Annotated in this window: 30 protein-coding genes and 2 tRNA genes; 18 read left to right on the top strand and 14 right to left on the bottom strand. The window is 63.3% G+C overall.

Features of this window, described 5'->3' with window-relative positions; genetic code table 11:
- Positions 1–281: 281 nt before the first annotated feature.
- The 3 genes from AC1D1N_RS21070 (at position 282) to AC1D1N_RS21080 (ending at position 1315) form a co-directional block, all read left to right on the top strand.
- Positions 282–524 carry a DUF680 domain-containing protein gene (locus tag AC1D1N_RS21070; RefSeq protein WP_112560856.1) on the top strand — a complete coding sequence of 81 codons (243 nt, stop codon included), beginning with the start codon at positions 282–284 and terminating at the stop codon, positions 522–524.
- Between the two features lie 57 nt (positions 525–581).
- Positions 582–806, top strand: coding sequence for a DUF680 domain-containing protein (locus tag AC1D1N_RS21075; RefSeq protein ID WP_477350771.1), 225 nt, complete (start codon positions 582–584; stop codon positions 804–806).
- Positions 807–997: 191 nt separating this feature from the next.
- Positions 998–1315 (top strand): DUF680 domain-containing protein, encoded by a 318-nt coding sequence (locus AC1D1N_RS21080; RefSeq protein WP_477350773.1) that lies wholly within the window; start codon positions 998–1000, stop codon positions 1313–1315.
- Here AC1D1N_RS21080 and AC1D1N_RS21085 read toward each other — a convergent pair.
- The 3 genes from AC1D1N_RS21085 to purM are packed head-to-tail and all read right to left on the bottom strand — an operon-like array spanning position 1293 to position 3620.
- On the bottom strand, positions 1293–1808 hold the full coding sequence (locus AC1D1N_RS21085; protein WP_477350775.1) for a SixA phosphatase family protein: 516 nt from the start codon (positions 1806–1808) through the stop codon (positions 1293–1295). The two genes, AC1D1N_RS21080 and AC1D1N_RS21085, sit on opposite strands and share 23 nt — an antisense overlap.
- A gap of 28 nt (positions 1809–1836) precedes the next feature.
- Complete coding sequence (purN, locus tag AC1D1N_RS21090; protein ID WP_477343360.1) at positions 1837–2544, bottom strand: phosphoribosylglycinamide formyltransferase; 708 nt, start codon at positions 2542–2544, stop codon at positions 1837–1839.
- On the bottom strand, positions 2541–3620 hold the full coding sequence (purM, locus tag AC1D1N_RS21095) for a phosphoribosylformylglycinamidine cyclo-ligase (protein ID WP_477350777.1): 1080 nt from the start codon (positions 3618–3620) through the stop codon (positions 2541–2543). Before purM ends, purN begins: the two co-directional genes overlap by 4 nt.
- A gap of 177 nt (positions 3621–3797) precedes the next feature.
- Between purM and AC1D1N_RS21100 the strand changes: the two genes are divergently transcribed.
- Genes AC1D1N_RS21100 through hdaA form a run of 3 tightly spaced genes read left to right on the top strand, consistent with a single transcriptional unit; the run spans position 3798 to position 6239 of the window.
- Positions 3798–4355 (top strand): CDP-alcohol phosphatidyltransferase family protein, encoded by a 558-nt coding sequence (locus AC1D1N_RS21100; protein WP_436261944.1) that lies wholly within the window; start codon positions 3798–3800, stop codon positions 4353–4355.
- Positions 4327–5532: an AI-2E family transporter gene (locus AC1D1N_RS21105; protein WP_436259167.1), complete on the top strand. Its 1206-nt coding sequence runs from the start codon at positions 4327–4329 to the stop codon at positions 5530–5532. Before AC1D1N_RS21100 ends, AC1D1N_RS21105 begins: the two co-directional genes overlap by 29 nt.
- A gap of 2 nt (positions 5533–5534) precedes the next feature.
- Positions 5535–6239, top strand: a complete 705-nt coding sequence (gene hdaA / locus AC1D1N_RS21110; protein ID WP_477350779.1) for a DnaA regulatory inactivator HdaA — start codon at positions 5535–5537, stop codon at positions 6237–6239.
- Between the two features lie 214 nt (positions 6240–6453).
- Here hdaA and AC1D1N_RS21115 read toward each other — a convergent pair whose 3' ends face one another.
- The 4 genes from AC1D1N_RS21115 to AC1D1N_RS21130 form a co-directional block, all read right to left on the bottom strand.
- Entirely contained in the window at positions 6454–6714 is a 261-nt protein-coding gene (locus tag AC1D1N_RS21115; protein ID WP_352585194.1) for a hypothetical protein, read from the bottom strand.
- Between the two features lie 513 nt (positions 6715–7227).
- Entirely contained in the window at positions 7228–7524 is a 297-nt protein-coding gene (locus AC1D1N_RS21120; RefSeq protein ID WP_477350781.1) for a hypothetical protein, read from the bottom strand.
- Positions 7525–7699: 175 nt separating this feature from the next.
- Positions 7700–7776: transfer RNA gene (locus AC1D1N_RS21125), tRNA-Pro, on the bottom strand.
- A 51-nt stretch (positions 7777–7827) separates the two neighbouring features.
- Positions 7828–9012 (bottom strand): flavin-containing monooxygenase, encoded by a 1185-nt coding sequence (locus AC1D1N_RS21130; protein WP_436259171.1) that lies wholly within the window; start codon positions 9010–9012, stop codon positions 7828–7830.
- A gap of 173 nt (positions 9013–9185) precedes the next feature.
- Between AC1D1N_RS21130 and AC1D1N_RS21135 the strand changes: the two genes are divergently transcribed.
- The 9 genes from AC1D1N_RS21135 to AC1D1N_RS21175 all read left to right on the top strand — a co-directional run bounded on the left by AC1D1N_RS21135 (position 9186) and on the right by AC1D1N_RS21175 (position 15055).
- Complete coding sequence (locus tag AC1D1N_RS21135) at positions 9186–9491, top strand: ETC complex I subunit (RefSeq protein ID WP_112560867.1); 306 nt, start codon at positions 9186–9188, stop codon at positions 9489–9491.
- A 72-nt stretch (positions 9492–9563) separates the two neighbouring features.
- Positions 9564–9640 (top strand) — tRNA-Arg (locus AC1D1N_RS21140).
- 394 nt (positions 9641–10034) lie between these two features.
- Positions 10035–10394 carry an ArsR/SmtB family transcription factor gene (locus AC1D1N_RS21145; RefSeq protein ID WP_203278147.1) on the top strand — a complete coding sequence of 120 codons (360 nt, stop codon included), beginning with the start codon at positions 10035–10037 and terminating at the stop codon, positions 10392–10394.
- A gap of 279 nt (positions 10395–10673) precedes the next feature.
- Positions 10674–12113, top strand: a complete 1440-nt coding sequence (locus tag AC1D1N_RS21150; protein ID WP_477350783.1) for an FAD-binding oxidoreductase — start codon at positions 10674–10676, stop codon at positions 12111–12113.
- Positions 12114–12145: 32 nt separating this feature from the next.
- Entirely contained in the window at positions 12146–12418 is a 273-nt protein-coding gene (locus tag AC1D1N_RS21155; protein WP_436262095.1) for a hypothetical protein, read from the top strand.
- Positions 12363–12698 (top strand): antibiotic biosynthesis monooxygenase family protein, encoded by a 336-nt coding sequence (locus AC1D1N_RS21160; protein ID WP_436259173.1) that lies wholly within the window; start codon positions 12363–12365, stop codon positions 12696–12698. Before AC1D1N_RS21155 ends, AC1D1N_RS21160 begins: the two co-directional genes overlap by 56 nt.
- Complete coding sequence (locus tag AC1D1N_RS21165) at positions 12698–13588, top strand: alpha/beta fold hydrolase (protein WP_436259174.1); 891 nt, start codon at positions 12698–12700, stop codon at positions 13586–13588. Before AC1D1N_RS21160 ends, AC1D1N_RS21165 begins: the two co-directional genes overlap by 1 nt.
- A 113-nt stretch (positions 13589–13701) precedes the next feature.
- The gene (locus AC1D1N_RS21170) at positions 13702–13863 is read left to right on the top strand and encodes a hypothetical protein (protein WP_436259175.1); all 162 of its coding nucleotides are present in this window, start codon (positions 13702–13704) and stop codon (positions 13861–13863) included.
- A 130-nt stretch (positions 13864–13993) separates the two neighbouring features.
- Complete coding sequence (locus AC1D1N_RS21175) at positions 13994–15055, top strand: glycosyltransferase family 2 protein (protein WP_436259176.1); 1062 nt, start codon at positions 13994–13996, stop codon at positions 15053–15055.
- Positions 15056–15160: 105 nt separating this feature from the next.
- Here the strand turns inward: AC1D1N_RS21175 and AC1D1N_RS21180 are convergent, their stop codons facing one another.
- The 6 genes from AC1D1N_RS21180 to AC1D1N_RS21205 form a co-directional block, all read right to left on the bottom strand.
- On the bottom strand, positions 15161–15715 hold the full coding sequence (locus AC1D1N_RS21180) for a LysE family translocator (RefSeq protein WP_477350785.1): 555 nt from the start codon (positions 15713–15715) through the stop codon (positions 15161–15163).
- 130 nt (positions 15716–15845) lie between these two features.
- Positions 15846–16661 (bottom strand): ABC transporter permease, encoded by an 816-nt coding sequence (locus AC1D1N_RS21185; protein ID WP_112560884.1) that lies wholly within the window; start codon positions 16659–16661, stop codon positions 15846–15848.
- Positions 16661–17494, bottom strand: a complete 834-nt coding sequence (locus AC1D1N_RS21190) for an ABC transporter permease (RefSeq protein WP_436259179.1) — start codon at positions 17492–17494, stop codon at positions 16661–16663. Before AC1D1N_RS21190 ends, AC1D1N_RS21185 begins: the two co-directional genes overlap by 1 nt.
- Before the next feature lie 22 nt (positions 17495–17516).
- Positions 17517–18632 carry an ABC transporter substrate-binding protein gene (locus AC1D1N_RS21195; RefSeq protein ID WP_477350788.1) on the bottom strand — a complete coding sequence of 372 codons (1116 nt, stop codon included), beginning with the start codon at positions 18630–18632 and terminating at the stop codon, positions 17517–17519.
- A gap of 84 nt (positions 18633–18716) precedes the next feature.
- The gene (locus AC1D1N_RS21200; protein WP_477350790.1) at positions 18717–19808 is read right to left on the bottom strand and encodes an ABC transporter ATP-binding protein; all 1092 of its coding nucleotides are present in this window, start codon (positions 19806–19808) and stop codon (positions 18717–18719) included.
- Between the two features lie 324 nt (positions 19809–20132).
- Positions 20133–21029 carry a LysR substrate-binding domain-containing protein gene (locus AC1D1N_RS21205; RefSeq protein WP_436259182.1) on the bottom strand — a complete coding sequence of 299 codons (897 nt, stop codon included), beginning with the start codon at positions 21027–21029 and terminating at the stop codon, positions 20133–20135.
- Positions 21030–21112: 83 nt separating this feature from the next.
- On the opposite strand from AC1D1N_RS21205, the gene AC1D1N_RS21210 reads away from it, so the two are divergent.
- Positions 21113–22705: a zinc-binding metallopeptidase family protein gene (locus AC1D1N_RS21210; protein ID WP_477350792.1), complete on the top strand. Its 1593-nt coding sequence runs from the start codon at positions 21113–21115 to the stop codon at positions 22703–22705.
- A 32-nt stretch (positions 22706–22737) separates the two neighbouring features.
- Positions 22738–23670, top strand: a complete 933-nt coding sequence (locus AC1D1N_RS21215; protein ID WP_436259184.1) for a dimethylarginine dimethylaminohydrolase family protein — start codon at positions 22738–22740, stop codon at positions 23668–23670.
- A gap of 312 nt (positions 23671–23982) precedes the next feature.
- On the opposite strand, the gene nanR is transcribed toward AC1D1N_RS21215, so the two are convergent.
- Positions 23983–24693 (bottom strand): transcriptional regulator NanR, encoded by a 711-nt coding sequence (nanR, locus tag AC1D1N_RS21220; protein WP_436259185.1) that lies wholly within the window; start codon positions 24691–24693, stop codon positions 23983–23985.
- A 214-nt stretch (positions 24694–24907) separates the two neighbouring features.
- Here nanR and AC1D1N_RS21225 point away from each other — a divergent pair, with 214 nt between their 5' ends.
- Positions 24908–26509, top strand: coding sequence for an ABC transporter substrate-binding protein (locus AC1D1N_RS21225; RefSeq protein WP_477350794.1), 1602 nt, complete (start codon positions 24908–24910; stop codon positions 26507–26509).
- Positions 26510–26580 lie beyond the last annotated feature (71 nt).

The raw sequence follows: 26580 nt of genomic DNA on the forward strand, positions 1-26580 counted from the left end.
ATTCACTTTGACGCACTGTATCGTGATCGATGAACGTCGACTCAACGAGTCGCCGCGCATTATAGCAAGTGCTATAATTTAACTATTTGATATCACTGTAGAAAATTGCAACCGCCGCGTCATTCGGTGGATTTCAAGATCGAACTGAACGGTTCGGTTCACACATTTTAGTGATTGGAAATGGCAGCAAGACAGGCCCATCTCGGGGTGGTCCGAGCGACGCGAATTCCTCCCAAGGCACGCCACTAGACGGACAGGACCAGATATCTGGAGTACTTAAAATGACCAAGATCGCTCTTACCGCTGCTGCTCTCCTCGTTGCCACCGGCACCGCTTTCGCAGGTAGCGACCACTACGGCTCTGACGGTGTCAACCAGCCTGCTGTGACCGCGTCGACCGCTCCGGCCGGCAACATCGACCACAGCTATACGGCCTCGATCGGCAAGCCGGCCACCTTCGGCGGCTTCACGATCAAGCCGGACTCGAACCAGCCGCAATCCGGCCAGGGCATCTGGGGCCGCTAAGCCGGCTCCGACCCGAACCGATCAGACCGTCAATCTCAGATCAGGAGCATTTAAAAAATGACCAAGATCGCTCTTACCGCCGCCGCCATTCTCGTCGCCACGGGTTCCGCTTTCGCGGGCAGCGACCACTATGGCTCGAACAATGCCAACCAGCCGGTTGCCAGCCAGTCGACCTCCGTCGACCACATGTTCATCGGCTCGATCCTGAAGTCCGAAAAGGCACAGGCTGACGCCAATGCCAAGGTTCCCGGTGAATCCGGCCAGGGCATCTGGGGCCGTTAATTTCCAGCGAGATTTACGACCACAAAGAGCGGTGGGCTTGACCCGCCGCTCTTGTTTTTTGTGCAGCCGGCTGGGTTCCGCGAGGAATCCGTTTCGCCCGGGAATAAAACCGGGCGGTTCCGGGTCTTGTTGACAGCGGACCATCCTCCCAAGGCGCCCGCGCAATGAAACGACAGACAAGGAACACTGAAATGACCAGGATTGCATTCGTCGCAGCCGCAATGCTTGTCGCTGCCATGGGCAGCGCCTCTGCCGGCAGCGATCACTATGGCGCCGACAACGCTAACCAGCCGACCGCCGGCGTCGACCGCAGCTTCACCGCCTCGATCCGCAAGCACAGGATGGCCAAGCCTGCGGCTAACGTCGATACGACAACGGGATCGGCAGGATCGAAAGCCTCGCCGGATCTGGCCAGGGCATCTGGGGCAATTGATCATTTGCACCAAAAGCGGCGGGCGTGGTCCGCCGCTTTTGATTTGGACAGCATCAGCCCAAATCCTTCGGCCTGATGCAATGCGTCAGCCGGGCTGTGCCGAAGGCGAGGTCTGCCCAGTCACCGCCGACGACAAAGCGGGCAAGGGCGCCGGTCGGGAATTTCTCTTCAAGCTTCCTCAGAGTTCCGGAATCCGATCGCGGACCGGCAAGCCTGCGCGCAAAATCCTCCAGGCCGGGATTATGGCCAAGCACCAAGAGACAGCCGGCCGATGCGATTGCCTGTTGCACCTCGGCCAGAATGTCGCCAGCCGTGGCCTCGAAGAGCCCCTCGGCAAACTCCACCGGCACTCTCGCCGGCAGTTCTGCCGAGACCAGCCGCCATGTCTCGCGCGTGCGCAGTGCCGGTGACACCAGCGCCAGGTCAGGCAGCCAGTCGCGCCTGGCCAGTTCGCGCCCCATCAGCGGCGCTGCCTTCAGTCCGCGCGGGGCAAGCGGCCGGTCGAAATCGGCAAGCGCCGGATCGTCCCAGCTCGACTTGGCGTGGCGCAGCAGGAGCAGCTGTTTCATAGGTTCGGCTCGTTGTGGGTCTAGGCCCTCAAGGCGTGATCCGCGCCAGATGCTCGAGGTCGCGTTCCTCGCGTAGCGGGTCAGGCGCCATCACCACAGACGTTCCGTTTTCGGCGTCGTCGGCAAAGTGCGCAAGCACGGTGCGGCCGCCTTCCATGCGCGCCTTGCCGTCGGCGACGAGGCCGAGCGCCAGCGCATAGAGCCGGTGTTCGGCCTTCAGCACGCGCGCGGCCAGCGTGTCCTCATTGTCGCCGACCATCACCGGCACCGCGGCTTGCGCTATGATCGGGCCGTCATCCATCTCGGGCGTGACGAAATGCACCGTGCAGCCATGAATGCGCATGCCGGCCCGCAGCGCGCGCGCATGCGTGTCGAGCCCCTTGAAGGCCGGTAGCAGGGCAGGGTGGATGTTGAGCATGCGCCCTTGCCACTTCTCGACCAGGCCACGGGAAAGGATGCGCAAATAGCCGGCCAGCGCCACGATCTCGGCGTTGAACGCAACCAGTGCGGCGTCGATCGCCGCATCATGGGCTTCCTTGCTGGCATGGTCGGAGCGCACGATGACCTTGGTCGGGATGCCGCGCGCGGCTGCGATGCCGAGGCCGGCGGCGTTCACCCGGTCGGAAATGACGCCGACGATTTCGGCGGGATAGGCCGGATCGCTCGCCGCCGCGATCAGCGCCGTCATGTTGGAGCCGCGTCCCGAGATCAAGACAACCGTGCGTTTCCTGCTCATAGGCCGATCGAGCCCCGATAAATGACGCCGGCGTCGCGGCGCGGTACGATGCGGCCGATCGGCGTCACCGTCTCGCCGGCCTCCTGCAGCACGGCGGCGACCTGCGCGGCTTGGCCGGAGGCGACGACGAGGATCATGCCGATGCCGCAATTGAAGGTGCGCATCATCTCTTCCGGCGTCACGCCGCCGGTTTTCGCAAGCCAGGAAAAGACCGGCGGCACATCGATGGCATTGAGGTCGAGCTCGGCGGAGAAATCCTTCGGCAGCACGCGCGGGATGTTTTCGGGGAAGCCGCCGCCGGTGATATGGGCAAGCGCCTTGATGCCGTGCGTGTTGCGGATCGCCTTCAGGATCGACTTCACATAGATGCGCGTCGGCTCCAGCAGCGCCTCGGCCAGCGTCGCCTCATCGTTGAACGGCGCCGGATCGCTCCAGGCAAGCCCACTGACACCAACGATGCGGCGCACCAGCGAAAAGCCGTTGGAATGCAGGCCTGAGGAAGCCAGACCCAGTAGCACGTCACCCTCGACAATATCGTCGGTCGGCAGCAACTGGCCGCGTTCAGCCGCGCCCACGGCAAAGCCGGCAAGGTCGTAATCGTTGCCATGATACATGCCGGGCATTTCGGCCGTCTCGCCGCCGATCAGCGCGCAACCGGCCTGCCGGCAGCCTATTGCGATACCGCCGACGATCGCTGCCCCCTGGTCGGGGTCGAGCTTGCCGGTGGCGAAATAGTCGAGGAAGAACAGCGGCTCCGCCCCTTGTACGACAATGTCGTTGACGCACATGGCGACGAGGTCGATGCCTATCGTGTCATGCTTGCCGGCGTCGATGGCGATCTTCAGCTTGGTGCCGACGCCGTCATTGGCGGCAACCAGCACCGGGTCCGTGAAGCCCGCGGCCTTCAGGTCGAACAGGCCGCCAAAGCCGCCGATCTCGCCATCGGCGCCCGGCCGGCGCGTCGCGCGCACCAGCGGCTTGATCTTCTCGACCATGAGGTTGCCGGCATCGATGTCGACACCCGCCTCGGCATAGGTGAGCCCGTTCTTGCGCTTGGCCCGGTCGCCCTTGCTCATCGTCGGCGCATCCCTGTTTCCTTTGCGGGCTCTTCGCATGAATGGTTTCGGGGGGCAAGGAGGGTGACAGCCAATCTCCCCCACAAGGGGGGAGATCAGGTGCTTCGCCGCCTTGCGACTTGCGCCCACCCGCCATCTCCCTCATCTATCTCCCAACAAGCAAAGCGGGACATGCCTTTGACCATTCCCAACCTGATCACCATCATGCGCTTCGTGCTGGTCCCGGCCGTGGTGCTGGCGATGCTGAACATGCGCTGGGACTGGGCCTTTGCCGGCTTTCTCGTCGCCGGCATTTCCGATGGCGTCGATGGCTTCATCGCCCGCCGTTTCAACCAGCATTCGAAACTCGGCGCCTATCTCGATCCGATGGCCGACAAGGTGCTCCTGGTCTCGGTGTTCGTGGTCATGGGCTTCATCGGGCAATTGCCGCTATGGCTGGTGGTGACCATGGTGTCGCGCGATGCGCTGATCATCTGCGCCGTGTTGTTGTCCACCGTCATGGCGCATCCGGTCGAGATGAAGCCGCTCTATGTGTCGAAGGCCAACACCGCCGCCCAGATCGTGCTGGCGGCCGTGGTGCTGGGTGAACTTGCCTTTGGCCTCCACCTCGACCCGCTCAGGCCCGCGCTCATATTGCTGTCCGGGGTCTTGACCGTGGCTTCGGCCGCGGCCTATCTCGTGGCTTGGCTGAGGCATATGAGCGGCTATGGCGAAGGCTCCACCCCGGGCACCTGATCGAGAATCCATCGAAGTTGCGGCCGAGGCAGCGGCCGCCGGCGAAGCTGCGTCCCTGGCGTTCCGCCGCCAGATCTTTTTCTGGCTGGGCACCGCCGTCTTCCTGGCGCTGTTCCTCTACATCTTCTCCGGCATCCTCTTACCCTTCGTCGCCGGCATGGTCCTGGCCTATTTCCTCGATCCGGTCGCCGACCGGCTGCAGCGCCTCGGGCTCTCCCGGCTGATGGCGACGGTGGTAATCCTCATTACCTTCATCGTCTTGCTGGTGCTGGCCTTCGTCATCCTGGTTCCGGTGCTGGCGACGCAGATGGCCGACTTCGCCAGCAAGCTGCCGGAATATCTGACCCGGCTGCAGTCGTTGATCACCAGCTTCGATCCGAAATGGCTGGAGCAGAAATTCGGCGTCAACGCCAATGGCCTGCGCGATGGTCTGAATTCGCTGCTCACGTCAGGCTTCGGCCTGCTGAGCACCGTTTTTACCTCGATCTGGAGTTCCGGCGTGGCGCTGGTTTCGGTGGTCAGCCTATTCGTGGTCACCCCGGTCGTTGCCTTCTACATGCTGCTCGACTGGGACCGCATGGTGGCGGTGGTCGACAGCTGGGTGCCGCGCGATTATGTCGGGACGGTCAGGGCGATCTTCAGGGACATCAACACCGCGACCGCCGGCTTCGTGCGCGGCCAGGGCACGCTGTGCCTGGTGCTTGGCGGCATGTACGCCACCGGCCTGACGCTGACCGGGTTGAATTTCGCCATCCTCATCGGCTTGTTCGCCGGGCTGATCTCCTTCATCCCCTATGTTGGCTCGCTGACCGGCCTGGTGCTGGCCGTCGGCGTCGCCTTCGTCCAGTTCTGGCCGGACTGGACCATGGTGGCGTTGGTCGCCGGCGTGTTCTTCATCGGCCAGTTCATCGAAGGCAACATCCTGCAGCCCAGGCTGGTCGGCAAAAGCGTCGGCCTGCATCCGGTCTGGCTGATGTTCGCGCTGTTTGCCTTCGGCGCCCTGTTCGGCTTCGTCGGCCTGTTGATTGCCGTGCCGGCCTCGGCGGCGGTTGCCGTGCTGGTGCGCTTTGCCATCGCCCGCTATCTCGAATCGCCGCTCTACAAGGGCCACGCCACTGAGCCCGTCCCGCCGCTCCCCGCCGATCGCGGCGGGGGCCACCGCTCGCCACGCAGCTGAACGTGGCTGATCAAAAGACCGAACCGCCACGCCAGCTGCCGCTCGATCTCGGCCACGGCACCGGCTATTCGCGCGACGAGTTGGTGGTGTCGGCCACCAACCGTGAGGCGGCGGCCCTAGTCGACCGATGGCCGGACTGGCCCTCGCCGGTGATCGTGCTGGCCGGCCCGGCCGGTTCCGGCAAGACACATCTGGGCTCGATCTGGCAGGCGCGGGCCAACGCTGTGGCGGTCGATGCCCTGCGCATCGGCAATGCCATCGCCGGGCTCGGCGGCAGGCCGGCGCTGATCGACGATGTCGACAAGACCGCCATCGACGAGGCGGGCCTGTTCCACCTCATCAATGAAGTTCGCGGCGCCGGGTCCACCTTGCTGTTGACGGCGCGGCGCTTCCCCGCCGCGTGGGGGGTAACGCTGCCCGATCTCGCCTCGCGGCTGAAGGCGGCGGCGACGGTCGAAATCCACGAACCCGACGACCTGCTTCTGGCCGGCGTCATCACCAAACTGTTCGCCGACCGCCAGGTCGAGGTCGAACAGCATGTCGTGCAATATCTCGTGCGCCGCATCGAGCGCTCGCTGGCCACCGCCATGCGAGTGGTCGAACGGCTGGATCGCACCGCGCTCGAACGCAAGACGCCGATTACAAGGGCACTCGCCGCCGAGATCGTCAGTGCGATGGACGAAGGGCAGGGCGAGTTCGAAATTTAGGCAGTGGAAGGAGAAGACTCCGCTCCTGTCCCATTTCGAGAAAAAACCTCTGGCATCCATCTTGCAGCATTACGCCTGCCGGCTGACCCCGGTCCTGATCGCGTTCCTGATCGGGTTGTAGGCTCGCCGGGAGTGATGATTGGGGTTCTCGCCCGGCGAGCTTACCTTCAGGCAGAATGGTCGCCAGAGTGCCTAAAAAGGGCGCCCGCTCCTGTCACGCCCACAACGGGGCCAGATACCGGACCAGCAGGTAGACCGCCGTATGCGCTGCCACGTAGCAGGCGGCAACGACGACAAAGAATGTCAGGCTGGCTGGCCATGAGCGGGGAGCACGCTGCCTCTTGCTCGGCCGGTTGTTCCAGATCCATAGAGCAGCACAAATAATGGCCCAGACGACCACGAACGGAATCGCGATGCCGATATAGGCGAAGTAGGCAGGGCCTATCAGCGACAGCCATGCCTCGAGACCAAGCATCCAGAATCTCCCCTTTGCCAAAGTCTAGACCGACGGCAGCGATGGAAGCGATGGATTATCCGAGCGGAGCGCTTTGCGTCAAATCTTCAGCACCACCCGGCCGAACGGGCGCTCCTAGGCCGTCGGCGGCATCCTCCAGCGCAAAGACCTTCGCCACGACCGGCTTGACCTTGCCCGATACAAGCAGGTCCGATATGACTGACCCGGCTGCTTGTCTGGCTGATGCGCTTTCGGTGAGCAGCAATAACCCTTTGATGCCAGTGCGGCGTTCAAAATCTTACGCCGATGCCGTCCATGACGGCGCCATGGCCTTCGCTGATACGATTGAACCCCTCTGCCCAAATGCGGATGCTCGACGCCTTCAATGGGCAGGATAGCATTCTCGGGAAATGGCAAGCGGACGATCAAGGGCGCACCAGCCTTGGCGAAGGTGGTGCGGCCCTCATTGCCGGCGCCTAGGTCAGCCTGGCGCTCCGGCCGGCAACCGACCGGAGCGGGTCTGCGACAATCGGATCAACCGCAGACCCTGACCTGCTCGATGACCCTGTGATGATGGCGCCAATGCTTGACCAGCTCGATATGGCAGTGGTGGTGGCGCCACTGACCGTCATTGCCCTGATTGTCGCTATATTCATCGTCGTCGTAGACTCTTTGGCGTTCGTGATAACGGCGAATTTGTATTTGATCGTTGTCGGGTGAATATTGATCGCCGTCATCCGGCTGGATGATCACGCTGGCGGCTTGCGCCGGTGCAATCAAAACTGCCGTTCCGGCAAAAGCGATCATGGAAGCGATTATCAGGGTTTTCATTATATCTCACCTTGGGTCGAATAATACTCAAATCGCGGGGAGAGCTTCGCGTTCCAATGCAAATTGCAGGGTAACCGATGCAGGCCTGCGGGGTGCGAACGCGCACCGCCATGCGCCGGCGGCGAGGCCGCCGTTGGCGACCTTTGACCACAAACAAACTTTGCAGGGAGAAAAATGGTCGGAGTGGAGAGATTCGAACTCCCGACCCTCTGGTCCCAAACCAGATGCGCTACCAGGCTGCGCTACACTCCGAGGCCCTGCGGCGTATAAGGTTCCGGGCCCTGCCGCGCAACCCCTAAAACGTCAAACCGGACTCGGCGGTTTGCGCTCCCGCGCAATCCTGGCAGCGATCGCCTTGGCCTGGATGCGGGCGTTGGCGAAGCAGCCGCGGATGCTCGGCCGCATGCCGGTGAACCACAGGCCCGGCAGTTTCGGGTCGCTGTCGGCGCCGTTGAACAGCGGCACGCCCTTTTTGTCGAGCACGCCGAGCTTGCCCAACATGGCCTCGAGACCGGTGCGGTAGCCGGTCGCGGCGATGACGATATCGGGCTGGATCGTCACGCCATTGTCGAAAATGACCGTGTCGCGGGTGAATTCCCGCACCGTCGGCACGACGATGATCCTGCCGTCCTTGATGGCGTCGACGGCGCCGTCATCGGCGGCGATGGCGGTATAATCCGACGCCAGCCGGCTTGCCCCGCCCGAGGGCGTCGGCGGCAGGCCGAAGGCGGTGAGGTCACCGAAGACCAGCCGCTGCGTCGCTGCCATCACCGCATCGGCAAGCTTGAACGGCAGCCGCGCCAGAATCGGCGAAAAGCGGTGGACAGCGATCTGGCCGATGCGCTTGGGCAGCAGCGCCGGGCCGTTTCGCGCTGATAGCCAGATCTGCGCCGTATCCACCCGCGCCAGATGGTTGAGCGTGTCGAAACCGGAATTGCCGGCGCCGACGACCAGAATCTTTCGGCCGGCATAGTCATTGGCGTCGCCGAACTCAGCCGAATGGATGACGCGCCCGGCAAAGGCCTTCATACCTTTCCAGGCCGGAATGACGGGCTGCCGGTCGCGCCCGGTGGCGATGATGACATGGCGCGCCAGTCGAGGCCCGGCGCTTGTCTGCACAAGCCAGTGGTCACCGTCGAAGGCGATCTCATCGACCGAGACGCCGAACTCGACCGGCAGCCGGTGCATGGCGCGGAATTCGTTGAGATGGCGGATGATTGCGCTTCGGTGCGGAAAGGCAGGGGTGCCGGCGGGAAACGCGACGCCCGGAAGTGCCGAGAGATCGCGATGCGTGTTGAGGTGAAGCTGTGGGTGGCGCCGGTGCCATGGCTCGGCCAGCCGGGCCTCCTTTTCCAACACCATCACTTGTACGCCGGCCTTGAGCAGCGCATGGGCTGCGGTCAGCCCGGCCCCGCCGGCGCCGATGACGATCACGCCGTTGAAAATCGCTTGTTGGCCGGTCTCGGCGTGCAAAATCCCTGCGTCCATGCCTCTCTATGTCGCCATCATGACCATGACTTTTGATGCCACGCCAGTGTATCGGGCCTATGCCGCTTCCGAAGCGGCGCGGTTGCAAGCCGCTTCGGCCTTGCCGTCGGCAGTGTTGCACAGTATTGACTGAAATAAGGCGGCGCTACCGCCAACGCAGCCACGAGGTGCCCATGTCCGCGCGTATTTTCAGCCCAGCCAAAACCGCGATGCAATCCGGCAAGGCCAAGACCGGCCATTGGGTGCTGGAATTCGATCCCGCCCAGCGTAAGAAGATCGACCCGCTGATGGGCTACACCACATCGGGCGACATGCTGAGCCAGATCCGGCTCACCTTCGACACCAGGGAAGAGGCGGTGGCTTATGCCGAAAAGCAGGGGCTGACCTTCCGCGTCGAGGAGCCGAAGGAGACCAAGCGCCGGCAGATTTCCTATGCGGAAAATTTCCGCTATGACCGCAGGATACCCTGGACGCATTGACCGGCATCGCCGGGCAGCGTCCGGCACATAGACATCAGCCGGCCAAGATATCAAATGGCTTGTCCGGCCAGCGGTCCCGTAGCTCAGCTGGATAGAGCACCGGCCTTCTAAGCCGATGGTCACAGGTTCGAATCCTGTCGGGATCGCCAACAATTCAACGGTTTAGCTCAGGCGCTGCTCCAAAGTTCCAACATCTCACCCTGTTTCCGCGGGGCGAGAAGTGGACGTCAGCGTCATCCCTGCGTGCTGCCTGAAAGCAGGTCGCCGGCAGATATCGTTATGGTCTTGTAGAAGCAGATATCGTTATGGTCTTGTAGAAAGAGCGCAGCGCTGATAGTCTTTGGTCTGACATTGGCTAGGACTTTGGTCTGATGATTCTGACTGGAGTCTTGGCTTATGCCGACTGGAACTTGGCGCTGGTTTTCACCGCATAGGTCGCCTCGGTTGAGTGGGCGAGATGCGACGAAATCATCGCAACGGTGTATCCAAAGGTCGCGTTTGGCACGGCGCCGGGTGAGCGCGAAAGTAAAAGATCTGGAATCGATGATTTCGAGAACACTTGCCGCCAATGCAGAAACTGTCGCCGCGTTTCTCAACTTGATGGGAAATGAGAAGCGGCTTTTGATCATGAACCACCTGGCCGGCGGCGAACTTTCGGTCGGTGTTCTTGCCGAGAAAGTTCTGCTGAGCCAATCGGCCCTGTCGCAGCATCTTGCCAAGCTCCGCGCCTTCGGCCTTGTCGACACCCGTCGCGACGGCCAGATGGTCTACTATTTCTGCTCGTCCGGTGCGGCGCGCGAACTGCTTTCCATGCTGGATGGCTTCCTGGCGACCGAAAGACCGCTCACGGGGCCAGGCCCGCATTACGTCGCCGAAAGGCTGCGCCGGGCGCGAGCAGCCTGAGGGCAGGCATCGGCCTGGATTGGTTGACTCTTAGGCCGGACTTCATTGTCGTTAACGCGAAGTCGATGTCGGCGCCATACCGGCGCTGATCGCCAGTATTTTCAACGTTTCTGCGCCTCTCCAGCGTTGGGTCGTCCATGCCGGCCAGACCGCACGTCGTTGGGCGCCAACATGGGCGCAGCACCGGTCCGTGCAAAACTTGCGCGATTTCTAATATAAGAGCACAGTTCGAAGCGTTGGGGGGAGAACGGCTCACAGACAAAAAATCGGGAGGAAACCATGGACAGCATGAGCCTCACCACGCTTGAACGCGGCAAGACGACCGTCGACGCTGCGGTCCTTGAAGCGCTTTCGGCACAATTGCGCGGCACACTGCTTCAGGCGGGCGACGCCGCCTACGACGAAGCGCGCACCGTCTGGAATGCCACGGTCGACCGGCGCCCCGGTCTCATTGTGTGTTGCGTCGGCGCCTCCGACGTCATCAGTGCCGTGAATTTCGCCCGGGAAAACAGGCTTCTCGTCTCCGTGCGCGGCGGCGGCCACAACATTGCTGGCAGTGCCGTCTGCGATGGCGGCCTGATGATCGATCTATCGGCGATGAAGTCGGTGCGGGTCGATGTCGCGGCGCGGCGGGCATGGGTCGGGCCTGGCGCCACGCTCGTCGATGTCGACCGGGAAACACAGGCTTTTGGCCTGGTGGTGCCGACGGGCATCAACTCGACCACCGGCATATCAGGCCTGACTCTGGGCGGCGGCTTCGGCTGGATCACCCGCAAATTCGGCCTGACCATCGACAATCTTGTTTCAGCCGATGTGGTCACCGCCGATGGCAAGTTGCTGCGCGCCAGCCAGAAGGACAATCCGGACCTGTTCTGGGCGCTGCGTGGCGGCGGCGGCAATTTCGGTGTCGTCACGGCGTTCGAGTTCCAACTCCATCAGATGGGTCCGCAGGTTCTGTCGGGGCTCGTCGTCCATCCCTTCGCCGATGCCGAAAAGGTGCTGCGGGACTATCGCAAGGCGCTCGAAACCGCGCCCGACGAACTGACCTGCTGGGTGGTCATGCGGCAGGCACCGCCGCTACCGTTCCTGCCGACCGAATGGCATGGCAAGGAGGTGCTGGTTTTGGCCATGTGCTATTGCGGCGACATCCAGGCGGGCGAAAAGGCGACGCAGAAGCTTCGCGCCATCGGCACACCGATTGCCGATGTCGTCGGCCCCAACCCGTTCACCGGCTGGCAGCAGGCCTTCGACCCGCTGCTGGCGCCCGGCGCCCGCAACTATTGGAAAAGCCATGACCTGACCGGGCTTTCGGACGGCGCGATTGGTGCCACCACTGCGGCGATTACCAGTCTTCCAGACCCGGAATGTGAAATTTTCTTCGGTCATGTCGGCGGCGTGGCGGGCCGTGTGGCGGCAGATGAAACGGCGTTTCCGCAGCGCAACTCGCATTTCGTCATGAATGTCCACGCCCGCTGGCGCGAACCGGCAATGGACAAGGCCTGCATCGATTGGGCTCGTGGTATCTACGAGGCGACCAAGCCCTATGCCGCCGGCACGGCTTACGTGAACTTCATGCCGGAGGACGAAGTCGACCGGGTCGAAGCGGCCTATGGCGGCAACTATCGCCGGCTTCTGGAAATCAAGCAGCGCTACGACCCTCTGAACCTGTTCCGCATGAACCAGAATCTGCGCCCGAAAGAAAGCCAGCGCGCTGCTTGAGGTGGCAGCGCGTGATCCCGAACCGGAGATCCGTGCGTGCGAATGTCGGAATAGATTTTGCTGCATTGACCTTCGGTTCGAAGCGGGTTGAGGCCTGGTTGTCGCCTATGGCGCCGGCCTGGACGGCCGGCCTCAAGCTGATTGGCACAAGTTCGAATCCTGTCGGGATCGCCTTTTTTCCTGCGGCCCTTTTGTCAGGAGCTTCAGCTGACCGCTGGAACGTGGCTCGCACTCAGGTGTTTATGGGAGATGGCACCGAACACTCCGACAATCGCCCGCATCTGGCGCGGCAGAACTTTGCCTGACAGAGCAGACGCCTACGAGCGCTACAATTACGAGGTCGGCATCAAGCCGCTGATCGAGAAAGCGCTCGGCGTGCAGACCTTTCGCGAGGACGCGCCGGCGCATTCGGAATTCGTCACGATCTCCTATTGGAAGAGCGTCGAGGCGATGGCGGCCTTTACCGGCGGCGATCCGAGGGATATCCACCATCTCGACCGCGACAAGGAGTTCCTGATCGAATTGCCGAAGGGTGTCCAGGTTCTTCGCATCCGCTCCAGTCACGGCATGGTCGGCGGCGACTGATGTTTTCGGGCTTTGGCGCCAGAACCGTTCAAGTGGAGGAGACATCGATCTTCGTCAGGGTCGGTGGCTCAGGGCCGCCTCTGCTGCTTCTGCATGGCTTTCCCCAAACGCATGTGATGTGGCGCGACATCGCCGTGGCATTGGCGTCACGCTTCACCGTGGTCGCCGCCGATCTCAGGGGTTACGGCCGGAGCGGTTGTCCAGCCTCCGACATCGATCATGCGGCCTATTCCAAACGCACCATGGCGCGCGACATGGTGCAGGTCATGGGCGTACTCGGCTTCGAGCGTTTCATCGTTGCCGGCCATGATCGCGGCGGCCGGGTCGCCTATCGGCTGGCGCTTGACCATCCCGGAAAAGTGTCGAGGATCGCCGTCCTCGATGTCATCCCCACCGCCGCCGCCTGGGATCGCGCCGATGCCAGACTGGCGCTTGGCTTCTGGCCATGGAGCCTGCTTGCCCAGCCTCAACCATTGCCGGAGCGTCTGCTGGCCGCTGCGCCTGACGCCATCGTCGACAATGCGATCACGCAGTGGGGATCGGCTGGGAACGCCTTCCCCGAGGAAGTCAGAGCCGCCTATATCGATGCGCTGCGCGACGCCGCTCATATTCACGCCATCTGCGAGGAGTATCGCGCCGCCGCCGGCGTTGACCGCGAGCACGATGCGGCGGATCAAGCCGTCGGCCGTCGCATAGCATCCCCGGTGCTTGCGCTGTGGAGCGGCGAAGGCGGGCTGGAAAACTGGTATGCGCACGAGGGCGGCCCGCTGGCGATCTGGCGGCAATGGGCCGACAGCGTCGAGGGTGGCGCTGTCGAGGGCGGGCACTTTTTCCCGGAGGAAAACCCCGACGGGACGGCGAAAATTCTGTTGAATTCCTTCGCTGCGTGAGGCCCGGTTGGGCGAAGCGGCGACCAGGCCGACGGTTGCAGGTTCGAATCTGCCAGGATCGCCTGTGCTGCCCGAGGGGTTATTCCGGCCACATTTGAAGGTCAGTATTCGCCATGCCTTCACGGCTCCCGCCCGCCCGCTCGTCCGATCCGATCGCGACCGCAGCCGGGCTCGGCTGCGGCATCGTCCGCGTCGAACCGTCGGAGCCTTGGCTGCCGCAGACCACAGCTCGGCGGTCGGCCTCGAAGGCAGATGGCGGCCTGAAGTCGCAATGAGAGACGTGACCCGTCTCCTGAAGGAAAAGCGCAGCTTTTCCCTGGGAAACTCGTCGGGCACTTGGAGACGGGGCGGGCCCCATGGAGCGGGCTGTCGCCGAAACCGAAGCAAGATGCGAGGTCGAATACGATGCAGTCGAACGGAACTCCGGTATCCATCATCATCCCGAATTACAATTACGCGCGCTTCCTCAACCGCAGCATCGACAGCGCCTTGGAACAGGACTACGGCGACGTCGAGGTCATCGTCGTCGACGATGCATCGCAGGACAATTCCACGACCATTATGGAATCCTATGGCGACAGGATCGTCGCCTGCCCGCGAGCGCAAAACGGCGGACATGCGGCGGCGTTCAACACCGGTTTTGCCGCAAGCTCGGGCAGGATTGTCCTGTTCCTCGACGCCGACGACTATCTCTATCCGCCTGCTGTCTCCAAAATCGTCGACACTTGGGATCCGGCAACCGCCCAAGTGCAATCCAGGCTGCATATCGTCGACGAACAACAGCGCATCAAGGACGTCTTTCCGCCACCCGAACTGCCCTTCGACAGCGGCGACGTCAAGCCGAAACTCCTGCACAAGGGGCGCTACCAGACGACCGTGACCAGCGGGCTGGCTTTTGACCGTGAGACCCTGGAAACGATCATGCCGATTCCCGAGCCGGATTTCCGCCAGGGCGCCGATGGCTATCTGGCAACGTTGGCACCCTTCCACGGACACGTCCAATCCATCGACGAATGCCTCGGCGCCTACCGGATTCACGGCGCGAACCATTCGATATTCGGCGAGCAACTCGCCGAGCGGGCGCGTTGGCGCGTAAGGCACGATTTCCGCCGCCTGGAGGCGTTGTCGGAGCAGGTCTCCGGGACCGGCCTGACGGTTGTCCCGTCGGATGCCGTCCGCCGCGATCCGATCCATCTGGAGGAGCGGCTGGCATCACTCTGCGCGGACAGCCACCAGCATCCGGTGGCCGACGATTCGCGGCTGGCGCTGGCGGCGGCGGGTGCCGTCGCCAGCCTGGAGATGACTGCATCCTTGCGGCGGCGTGCCGTCCTTGCCGCCTGGTTCCTGTCGGTAGGCATGTTGCCGCCCAAAATGGCCATGGCCGTGCTGTCGTGGAAACTCGACGCTTCATCCCGGCCGGCATTTCTTACCCGCCTGTCCAAGACCATCCGCAACGCAATGGGATAGCATCTGGCGGCGCTGCGCACCGCCAGCACGGTGATGACGATCGGGATCACCGAAAGGGCGGCGCTCGCCGGTGCGCAGGCTCGTCGGTATTTGCCGGCACGCGCCTCAGAGATGCCCGAGCGACTGCAGGATCAAAGTGCTCGAAAGACCAAGCAGGGCGATGCCATACAGGCGGTCGATCCAGACGGCGTTTGGCCCAGCCAAAAGCCTCGTCGCCCGCGAGCCAAGCATCGCGTAAAGCATCAGCATGAGGACATCGGCAAGCGCGGCGATAGTGGCCAGGATCGCATATTGGATTGCGATCGGCTCATCTGCTCGGACAAAGTGCGGTAGGATTGCGGGAAACAGCAGCCAGGCCGCCGGATTTGTGACCGCCACCAGAAAGCAGCGCCCAATGAGGGCCTTGGCTGAATGGTGTGTTTCGGGAAGGTTCGGATTGAACGCAGGCCGAGATGCGTTGCGCAGGGTGCCGATGGCGGCGAAGAGCAGATAGAAGGCGCCGAACATCCTGAGTGCCGAGAGATAGAATTCCGAGGCCAGCAGAAGGGCGCCGAAGCCGAGCGCGACGATGCTGATGAGGACAAAATCCGACAGCACAACGCCGGCAATGCCGAGAAATGCGTGTCGAGCCCCGTAGCCCGTTGGTGATGGCGAGCACAACGTCCGGTCCCGGAACCGCCATCCCGAGCACCGATACGAAGGCGAGTGTCACCAGCGGCAGGTTTCCCATGCCGCTGCGTAATGTGCCCCGCGCTCTCCGTCGGTAACGTCGTTCACACAGCTGTTGTTGCTACTTGGCTTGGTGCCCGCCGCGTACCTTGACCACGACGCTGCGCAACGCCAGCACCAACACGGTGATGATGATCAGGATTACCGAAAGGGCGGCGATTGCCGGGTCGATGTTGTCGCGCAGGCCCATCCACATTAGCCGCGGCAGCGTGATGGCGTTGACCGAGGTGATGAACAGGGTCACGCCGATCTCTTCCCAGGACAGCACGAAGGACAGCAGGGCAGCGGTGACGATGCCGAACTTGATGTTGGGCATGATGATGCGCGTCGCGCGCTCCCACACGCTGGCGCCAAGACCGCGCGCGGCGAGGTCGATGCGGCGGTCGAGCTGGCTGAGCGAGACCAGGATCAGGACCGTGGCGAAGGGCACCGTCATCACCGAATGCGCCATGGCGACGCCGAGCCAGGTGTCGTAGCCGAAGAACGAGCTCATGCCGGAGATCGAGGTCAGCAGGAAGTAGAGCGTGATCGCCGACACCACCGGCGGCACCACCATCGGCAACAGCACAAAGCCAACGAGCGCTGCGGTAAAGCGCGGCTGGAACATCCAGACGCCAAGGCTGAAGCAGAGCGCCAGCACGGTGGAGATGACGCTGCTGACGATGCCGATGCGGATCGACAGCAGGATGGCGTCGAGCCAGCGCGGATCCTCGATCAGCGAGCGGTAGTGGCGCAGCGAGAGTTCTCCCGTCGGCATTGCCAGCATGCGGCTTGGCGTCAGCGACACCGGGATGACCGCCAGCAGCGGCAGCAGCAGGAACAGCGCCACCAGCACGGCGAGGATCAGCGAGACGGGACCGGGGCGATAGGTCGGCATCAGATCAGCTGCTTCGGTCTGACATAGCGGAACAGCACAGCCATCAGCGCGCCGACGAACAGCACCAGCACGACGCTGATTGCCGCGCCCAGCCCCCAGTCGGGGCTCTGGAAGATCCTGAGATAAATCAGTTCGGCGATCATCACGCTGCGGCCGCCGCCGAGGATCGCCGGCGTGACGAAGAAGCCGAGCGAGAAGACGAAGACGATCATCGCCGAACCGATGATGCCCGAGCGCGTCATCGGCACGAACACCGTCCAGAAGGTGCGCATGCGGCTGGAGCCGAGCCCGCGCGCCGCAAGCAGCACACGCTCGTCGAGGCTGCGCATGGCCGACGCCAGCGGAAACACCGCGAAAGGAATGAGGAAATGCGTCATGCCGACGATGACGCCGAATTCGTTGCGCACCAGCGCCAGCGGCTCGGAGATGAAGCCGATCGATTGCAGCCAGGTGTTGATCAGGCCGCGGTTGGAGAGCAGCGCTACCCAGCCGAAGGCGCGCGTCAGCACCGAGATCCAGAAGGGGACGAGAATGCAGAATTCAGCGACTATGCGCTGCGCCGGGCTGCCGCGCACCCACACCACGGTGATCGCATAGGCCGCCGCGACAGACACGACGGTGACGATCAGCGCAATGCGCAGCGTGCGGATGAACACCGACTGCACCAGCGCGTCGGTGGCGAGCGCGCCATACTGGCCGAGGCCAGGCGTCGGCAGCGTAACGCTCCATTTGACGACGCCGAGGAACGGCCAGGCATAGGCCAGCACAAGAAACAGGAGCAGCGGCGCCATCAACAACGCCGCGCCCATCCTGTCTGAGAGGGTGCCTCTCATCTGGGGGTCACACCCGGCTTGGTCAGGCCGAGATGATCTTGGTGTATTCGTCGAGCGCTGCCCCGTAATTCTTGGCGTACCAGTCCATGTCGAGTGCGATCTGCTTCTTCATGTTTTCGGGGTCGACCGGGTTGATGCGCTTCTTGTCGGCGGGGATCAGCGCGTCGGCGGCCGGATTGGCCGGACCTTGTCCGAGCTTGTCGAACATCACCAGCTGCTTTTGCGGGTCCTGGGCGCTGGCGATGAATTTCATCGCCGCGTCCTTGCCGCCAGGGTTGCCCTTGAGCACGGCCAGCGCGCCGGGTGAGATCAGGCCCTGGTCCCAGATGAACTTGATCTTGCCGCCCGAGTCCTGCTCGATCAGCGAGGCACGTGTCGACCAGACGATCGCCATCGAGGCTTCGCCATTGAGCAGCACGCTCTGGCTCTCGGCGCCGCCGCCCCAATAGGCCACGACGTTTTCCTTGAAGGCGGCGATCTTGTCATGCGCGCGCTTCAAATCGAGCGGATAGAGCGAGGCCGGCGCAATGCCGTCGGCAAGCAGTGCGGCTTCCCAGCTCGACACGCCCCATTTGTAGAGCGAGCGTTTGCCCGGGAATTTCTTCACGTCGAAGAAATCGGCCATGCCGGTCGGCGCGTCCTTGCCGTATTTCTCGGAGTCATAGGCGATGACATAGGAGAAGAAATAGGTCGATGCGGCGTATTCCCAGCCGAAGCCCTCACGCATCTTCTTCTTGTCGACGATGGTGTAATCGATCGGCTCGAGCGCGCCCTGGGCGCCGAGCGTGATGGCCGAGAACGGGTCGACGTCGACGAGGTCCCAGGTCGGGGCGCCGCTCTTGAACTGCGCGGCAATCGCGCCCTCTGTCGGGCCTGAGCCGTCCATCTTGACGGTGATGCCGGTCTCCTTGGTGAAGGCCTGGCCATAGGCAGCATCGTAAGCCGTGATGGCGTCGCCGCCCCAGTTCACCAGCACCAGCTCCTTGGCCGCGGCCAAGGCTCCGGTCGAGCGCAAGAGCATCGGCGTGCCGGCCAGCACAAGTGCCGCGAGCTGCGTGAATTGCCGGCGCGAAATCTCGCCGCGTCCGGCTCTGGCGGACAGGCCGTCCATGGCTTGTTTCTTGGTTTCGTTTGTCATGTCAGTTCCCCTTTTTTCGTTGATAGTTCCGGTGGTTGTGGCGCGCTCCAGATTCTTTGCTGGAAGACTTCGCCGGTTTGGTCGTCATCCTCCGTCCGGAAGGAGGAAACCTTTTTCCGCTGGCCAGGTCAGCCAGACGGAGTTGCCTTTGCTCAGCGCCGCTGCCGCGACCTCGTTTGGCACCGACACCGTCACCTTGGCGCCCTGGCGCGTTGTCAGGTCGAGCTTGGTCGCCGCACCGAGATAGGTCGAGCCGACGGCGGTTGCGGCAATGCCGTTCTCGCCGACGGCGGCTTCGCGCGCGATCGACATATGCTCGGGGCGGATCGCAAGGATGGCGTTGCCGTTCACCGCCTCGGCATTGCCGCGCAGCGTGATCGCGCGGTCCTCGCAGAGTGCGGTGGCGCCATCATCGGCGCGCTTCACGCCCTTCAGCGGCAGCATGTTGATCTCGCCCAGGAACTCGGCGACGAAGCGGTTGGCAGGACGGTCATAGACCTCGTCCGGCGCGCCGACCTGCAGCAACTTGCCATGGTTGAAGATGGCGACGCGCGACGACAGCGCCAGCGCCTCGCTCTGGTCGTGGGTGACGAAGACAAAGGTGGTGCCGGTCTCCTGGTGCAGGCGCTTCATCTCGGCCTGCATCTGGCCGCGCAGGCTCTTGTCCAGCGCCGAGAACGGCTCGTCGAGGAGAAGCACGCCCGGCTCGAACACCAGGGCGCGGGCCAGCGCCACGCGCTGCTGCTGGCCGCCGGAAAGTTGCGCCGGCAGCTTTTTCTCGTGGCCCTTCAGCCCGACGCGCTCGACCATCTCGGCGACGCGGCGCTTGATCTCGGCTGCCGATTTCTTGCGCACCTTGAGCGGGAAGGCGATGTTGGCTTCCACTGACATATGCGGAAACAGCGCATAGCCTTGGAACACCATGCCGGCCGCGCGCTGCTCGGCCGGCCGCTCGGTGATGTCGACGCCGTCGCTGAAAAGCTTGCCCTCGGTCGGCTGCACGAAGCCGGCCAGGATCATCAGGAAAGTGGTCTTGCCGGAGCCGGAGGGACCGAGCAGGGTCAAAAACTCTCCGCGGCCGATGTTGAGCGACAGATTGTCCAGTGCACGGAACGAGCCGAAGCTCTTGCCGATCCCGATTGCCTTGATCTCTGCGGCCCGGCCGGGTTGCTGCATCCTGCCTCTTCCTTGGTCGTGGCTTGAGCGTAGGGCAGTGCGGCGGCTCACCGCAACCGAATAGTTTTCGCCTGATCGGCAAATTTGATTCACGGATGGGGGGTAGGGCGGCGGCGATGGAGCGCTAATCTCCCCCCTTGCGGGGGAGATGCCCGGCAGGGCAGAGGGGGTGCTGTCCCGCCAGCCTCTCAGCTTTGCCCGGCCAAGACCTTCGTTACAATTCCTTTGGTAAGGGAGTCAAAGGTCGGCGTTCCGTCACACCCCCCTCTGGCCTGCCGGCCATCCCCCCCGCAAGGGGGGAGATCAGCAGTTCCGCGCGCCGCCTCAATACGCCCCAACCCCGTCCTTCGACAGCTTCGACCGCAGCCACCCCGCAAACGCCTCCAGCACCGGGTGGCTGGCCTTGGCATGCTCCGAAACCAAAAAGTAAGAGCGCGGCGAGGGGATCGCGATGTCGAACGGCTTCACCAGCCGGCCTTCGCTGAGCGCCCGGCGGCTGGTCAGCTCGTCGCCCATGGCGATGCCCTGGCCGGCGATTGCGGCCGAAAAAACGAGGTTCATGTCCGAGAAGAAAATGCCGCCTTCGGTGTCGGGGTTTTCCACCTTGGACAGCGCCAGCCAGCGCGCCCAGTCCTCGGTGTCGCCGAGATGCAGGAGGTTGGCGCGCAGAACGTCGGCCGGTTTGGAAAAGCCGCCGACCTTGTTGAGCAAGGTCGGGCTGCAGAGCGGCGTGAATGAGATTTCGCACAGCAACTCCACCGCCCGGTTCGGCCAGTTGCCAACGCCGAAGGCGATGAAGGCGTCGGCGTCGGGATTGCTGACATCGTCCAGCCGCCTTGGTGTCAGGATCGACAGCGCCACATCCGGATACATCTGCCGGAATTCGCCGATATGGGTGCATAAAAACAGCGAGGCGAAGCCTGGCGTGCAGGAGACGGCGAACGAGCCGCCGAGGCCGGTGCCGGCCTGGCGTGTCACCGCGTCGCCAAGCACGGTCAGCGCCTTGCGCACGTCAGCGGCATAGCGCTGGCCGCGTGGCGTCAGCGCGACGCCCTTGCCGATGCGCTCAAGCAGGTCGAAGCCGAGGTCGCGTTCGAGCAGCCGCAACTGATGGCTGACCGCGCTGCGGGTCAAGTGCAGTTCGTCGGCGGCGCGCCAGACGCTGCCGTGGCGGGCAAAGCTATCAAGGGCGCGCAGCGCCTGTGTGGAGGGTATTCGCAAGAGGCCTCAGGTGAACCGAATTTGCACGAACCGGGAAAACATATCACTTTTTGGAAAGCCGCTTCACTGCTTTCTTGGGCCGCATGGAGAAACCGGTGACGACCTCGGCGCAAGCCACCGCGCTTGCCTGTCTCGATGGCATCCAGCCGTCGCTGTCGGCGTGGACGCGCACCATTTTCGATTTCGGCGAGACCGCCTGGCGCGAATACCAGTCGGCCGCCTGGTATGTCGCGCGTCTGAGGCATGAGGGCTTTTCGGTCGAAGAAGGCTCGGCCGGCATGCCGACCGCCTTTTGCGCTCATTGGACGAATGGCCCGGGGCCGACCATCGGCATGTACGCTGAATACGACGCCGTGCCCGGCAATTGCCAGGATGCGGCGACGGTGAAGCGGCCGCGCCCAGGTCTTGGCAGCGAGGCCGGCGGCCATACCGATCCGCATTCCGGACTTGGCGTCGCCAGCCTCGGCGGGCTTCTGGCCACCAAAGCAGCAATGCAGCGCCACGGCATCGAGGGCACGCTGCGCTTCACCGGTGAGCCGGCCGAAAAGGTGAGGGGCTCAAAGCCGATCCATGCGGCCAAAGGTTATTATGATGGCCTTGCCGGGATGATCTCCTTCCACCCCTTCTATATGCTGCCGCTCTGCAACACGGCGCGCTGGGACACGCATTGCGGTGCCGCTTATGCGATGATCTACCGTTTCGTTTGCGACGAACCCGAAAACTGGGTGCGCGCGGGTGATGGCGCGCCGATCCCGCAGGCGCATTCGGCCGTGCGGGCGCCCGGCGCCAACGATGCGCTGATGACGATGTACATGGCCTCCAAGGCGCTGCGCGATTCCATGCTGCCGCACCAAGGCGGCTGGTCGATCAGCGAGGCGATCCTCACCGCAGGACAGGCGACGGCCGACAATCTGCCGGCGGGGCTCTCCGAGATCCAGTACATGATCCGCGTGCCGACCATTGCCATGGCCGAACAGGTTACCGCCGTGCTCGACCGCAACGCACAAGCCGCCGCTGCGATCAGCGGCTGCCGCTACGAGCGCCACTGGGTGTCGAAGTCGCGGCCGGGGCTCGCCAATCACGCCATGGCCGGGATTGCCTATGAAGCGCTGTCCACGGTCGGCCCGCCGCACTGGGATGAGGCAGCGAAGACGGTCGCCCGCGAAGTGCAGGTCAATGCCGGCGGCACGGCGAGCGAAAACCCGTTCATCGACGAGATGGAGCGGCTGATCACGCCGCAAGACGCCGAGGCCATCCTGCGCCGCGATTTGCCGCCCTCGCAGATCAACTCCACCTCCGACGATTACACCGACATGTCGTGGCACGCCCCGACGGCCCGCTTCTATGTCGCCCGCCCGGCGCTGCGCTCGGCGGACGGCCACGCCTATCCGTCCTGGGCGATGAATGCGCTGGGTGGCATATCGGCCACCATCGATCCGATGGTCATGTGTGCCGCCAAGACGGTTGCGCTTGCAGCCCTCCGCTTGCTTGAAGACAAGACCGCGCGCGATGCGGCGATGGATGAATTTACCACCCGCACCGGCGGCGGCATCGGCGGCTCGAACTGGATCGCGCCGCTTTGCGACTACGACCCGCCGATCAATTTCCGCTGGCCGGAATATGTCACCACCGCGCGCGGGCTCGACTGGTGGATTCCGTCCGCCGGCACCGCATGATCGACCACCGATATCACCAAGAGGAGAACCCCATGACCGTCCATGACCGCATCGTCGCCGAACCGTTCTCGCTGCAGCGCCGCAATCCCGCCGGCGGCACCAAGCCGCTCACTGCCTGGGGTTTTGCCAACGAGACCGATGTCTTGACCGACGTGCTGCTCGGCTCGCCGAATTTCCTGCGCCATCTGTCGACCAGCTCGCTGTCGCGCAAACATCTGCGCGAGGCGCCCTGTAACGTCCAGATCGCGCAGGCGCAGCACAAAGACCTTGTCGCCGCCTACGAGCATTTCGGCGTCAACATCCACTGGCACGAGCCGACGCCGGAACTGCCGATGCAGGTCTATTCCCGTGATTCCAGCGTCATGACACCTTATGGCGCCTTCATCACCGCTATGGCCAACTGGTGGCGTCGCGGCGAGAACTATGCCGCCATCCGCACCTATGAAAAGCTCGGCATTCCGATCTACGACATGGTCACTGCCGGCACCTTCGAGGGTGGCGACTTCAATGTGATCGAGGAGGGCGTCGTGCTGATCGGCTGCGGCGGCGCCCGCACCCAGGAAGAGGGCGCCCGCCAGGTGCAGGCCTGGTTCGACAAGGAAGGCTGGGAGACACGGCTAGCCTTCATCGACGAATACTACGTCCATATCGACCTGATGGTCGTGCCGATCGCGGAAAAGCTGACCGCCGTCTGCCTCGCCTGCACCGAGCCAGGCATCGTCGACTGGCTGAAAGGCAAGGGTCACGAGATCATCGACGTTCCATTCCAGGACACGATGGCGCTCGGCTGCAACTTCATGTCGCTGGGCAAGGACAGGGTGATCGCGCCGACGTCGAGCCAGACGCTGATCGGCCAGCTCAAGGCGCGCGGCTTCGAGGTCGCGGCCGTCGACATGAGCGAAATCTCCAAGACCGGCGGCGGCATTCATTGCATGGCGCAGGCACTGAAGCGCGAGCCGGCGTAGGGCCGCATTTGACAAAACAGGCCCGAGCGGGGAAATTGATTCGATCAATTGAAGGGGGATTCTGTGAAAAAAGCCTACGAAAAGCCGAGCCTGGCCAAGGCAGGAAAGCTCGGATCGGTGGTCGCTTCAATCTCATCGAAGCCCGCTCCCTGAGCGCTTGCGGCCGCTGCAGGCCGAAATTCGGCTGTCCTGGCTAGCGACAACCGGATCGAATTGCATGATTTGATGCCAGCCCGCCGGCTTTCGAACGGCGGGCTTTTTGCGTTGGGCGAGAGCGCTGTTGCGCAAAGCCACTCGCGGCGCGTCAGCCGACTAGTCCAGTCTTCCCGAACCTGAATTGAATTTACGCCGGGCGTTTTCCAGATGCGCGCGCATCGCCTGCCCGGCGGCTTCCGGGTCATGGCGCTCGATCGCCTCGAACACCGCCTGGTGGCCGGCAAAACTCTTGCGATTCTCGATCTCGGTGTTGGCCATGTGGATGCGCTGATTGATCAGCCACTCGACCAGTGCCTCGTGCGCGGCGAGGAAGATCGGATTGCCGGGGATGACGGTCAGGACGCGGTGAAACGCGACATCGGTGACGGCGAAAGCCCGCGCCCGGGGAATGGCACGCTCGTTTTCGGCCAGTGCGGCGGCCAGCGCGTCGATCTGTTCGCGGGTCGCCACCTCGGCGGCATGGCGCGCGATCGAGACCTCGAGAAACAGCCGCAATTGCTCGAAATGGCCGATGCCATCGGGCTGGTCCATCAAAAGATGCGCCGTACCCGTCAGCTGCTCCAGCATGTTCTTCGGCGTCGGCCGCGTCACCTTCGGGCGCTCGCCGCTGTTGATGCGCACCAGCCCCATCTTCTCCAGTGCAAACAGCGCCTCGCGCACCGACGGGCGGCCGACGTCGAACATCGACATCAGGTCGCGCTCGGACGGCAGCGAGGCGCCGACCGGATAGACCTCGTCGCGGATCATCGCCTCCAGGCGAAGGCGAACTTCATCCGACAATTTTTTTCGAACTGGCATATTGTGCATGGTCTACCTTTTAAGCTATTAGACCAGTCGCTGCAAGCGATGACTTGGTCGTTCGGTTGACGTGGCCGGACCCCGCAAGGCGCGATCTCAAGGGTTGGAGGCAGTCGCAACGCGCTGATGGGTCTGGACCCTGTACCGCCCGGAGGAGGGCACCCCGATATTCGGCCAAGACCGACAAAAGGCCGGCAGGAAGAACGCAAGGGAGGAGAATTCCATGAGAAGACTGTTGATGAGCTTCCTGTCGGCACTGGCGCTGACGTTTGCGGCCGGCGCCGCGAAGGCCGCGGATGGCGGCACGTTCCGGTCGGCGATGCGCACCGGCTGCATCGAGATGGGCACGCTGCACACCACCTGCGGCCACCGGCTCGATGAGACTGTGCTGCAAGGCCTTGTTCACATCAAATGGACGGGCGACGGCGTGCAGCCGATGCTGGCCGAGAGCTGGAAGACGCCCGATGGCGGCAAGACCTACATCTTCAGCTTGCGCCATGGCGTCAAATGGCATGACGGCGCGCCCTTTACCGCCAAGGACGTGGTGTTCAGCCTCAACCTCTACGCCAACCCCAAGGTCGGCTCGCCCTGGGCGCAGAAGCTGGGCGCGGTCGCCGGATACAAGGCTTTCCAGGATGGTTCGGCCTCCTCGCTTGCCGGAGTGAAAGCACTCGATGACATGACCGTCCAGATCGAGCTCGACAGCGCCAAGCCGCTCTGGGTCGAGCTGCAGCTTATCGCCATCAGCATCTTTCCCGAACACATTCTGGGCAAGGTCGCACCCGGCGACATCAAGGGTAACACCTTCTGGGTCAACCGTGTCGGCACCGGCCCGTTCATCTGGAAGAAATACGAGAGCGACCAGTATGTCGAGGTCGACCGCAATCCCGACTATTTCCTCGGCGCGCCCAAGCTCGATCGCATCATCTACCAGATCTACAAGGACGTGCCGCCGATCATCGCAGCACTCGAGACGCAGGAGGTCGACGCCATGTCCTATGAGGGCGGCGGCGTGCCGGTCTCCGAACTCGCCCGCCTGCAGAAGCTCGACTATCTCACCGTGCTGCCGAAGTTCTCCGCCGGCCTGCCGACCTACCTGCAGTTCAACCTGGAGAACAAGCGCTTCGCCGATGTGCGCGTGCGCCAGGCGATGCTCTATGCCATCGACCGCAAGGCCATTATCGAGACGGTCAAGCAAGGCGCCGGCGAACTCCTGAACACGCTGTTCCCGCAGGACTGGGCGCGCGCCAAGGACCTCGAAGCCTACGACTACAATCCCGACAAGGCCAAGCAGCTGCTGACCGACGCCGGCTGGGACGCCAGCCAGCCGGTCGATTTCATCTACTACTATTCCGACCAGATGAACGTCGACACCGTCACCGCCATCCAGAGCTATCTGGCCGCCGTCGGCGTCAACATCCAGCCGCGCCTGCTCGATCCGGCGGCGATCAATCAGGTCTATGCCGACGGCAGCTTCCAGATGGGCTTCTTCGCGCAAGGCATGGGGCTCGATCCCTCGCTCGGCTCGCCGCTGGTCGTCTGCGGCGCCAAGCCTCTCGCCATGGGCTATTGCAACCCGAAGGTCGACGAACTCTTCAACAAGGGGCTGGAATCCAACGACCGCGCGGTGCGCGCCGCGAGCTATCAGGAAGCCTCGCGCATCCTTAACCAGGACCTGCCAAAAGCCTGGCTGTGGAACGAGGTGCGGCCGCTGGCCTTCAACAATCGCATCGTCGGCCTGGCTCAGCACTTCAAGGAACAGCCGCTCGTGATCTTCAATCACCCGGTCTACAACGAAGTCGAGAAGTGGGAAGTGGCGAAATAGTCACCGCCCTTGCCGATCGTGAGGCTCTGCCCGAGCCTCACGATCTGATGTCTCAGAACCGCCTTCAACTA

Source organism: Mesorhizobium sp. P2_B5, from assembly GCF_056404775.1.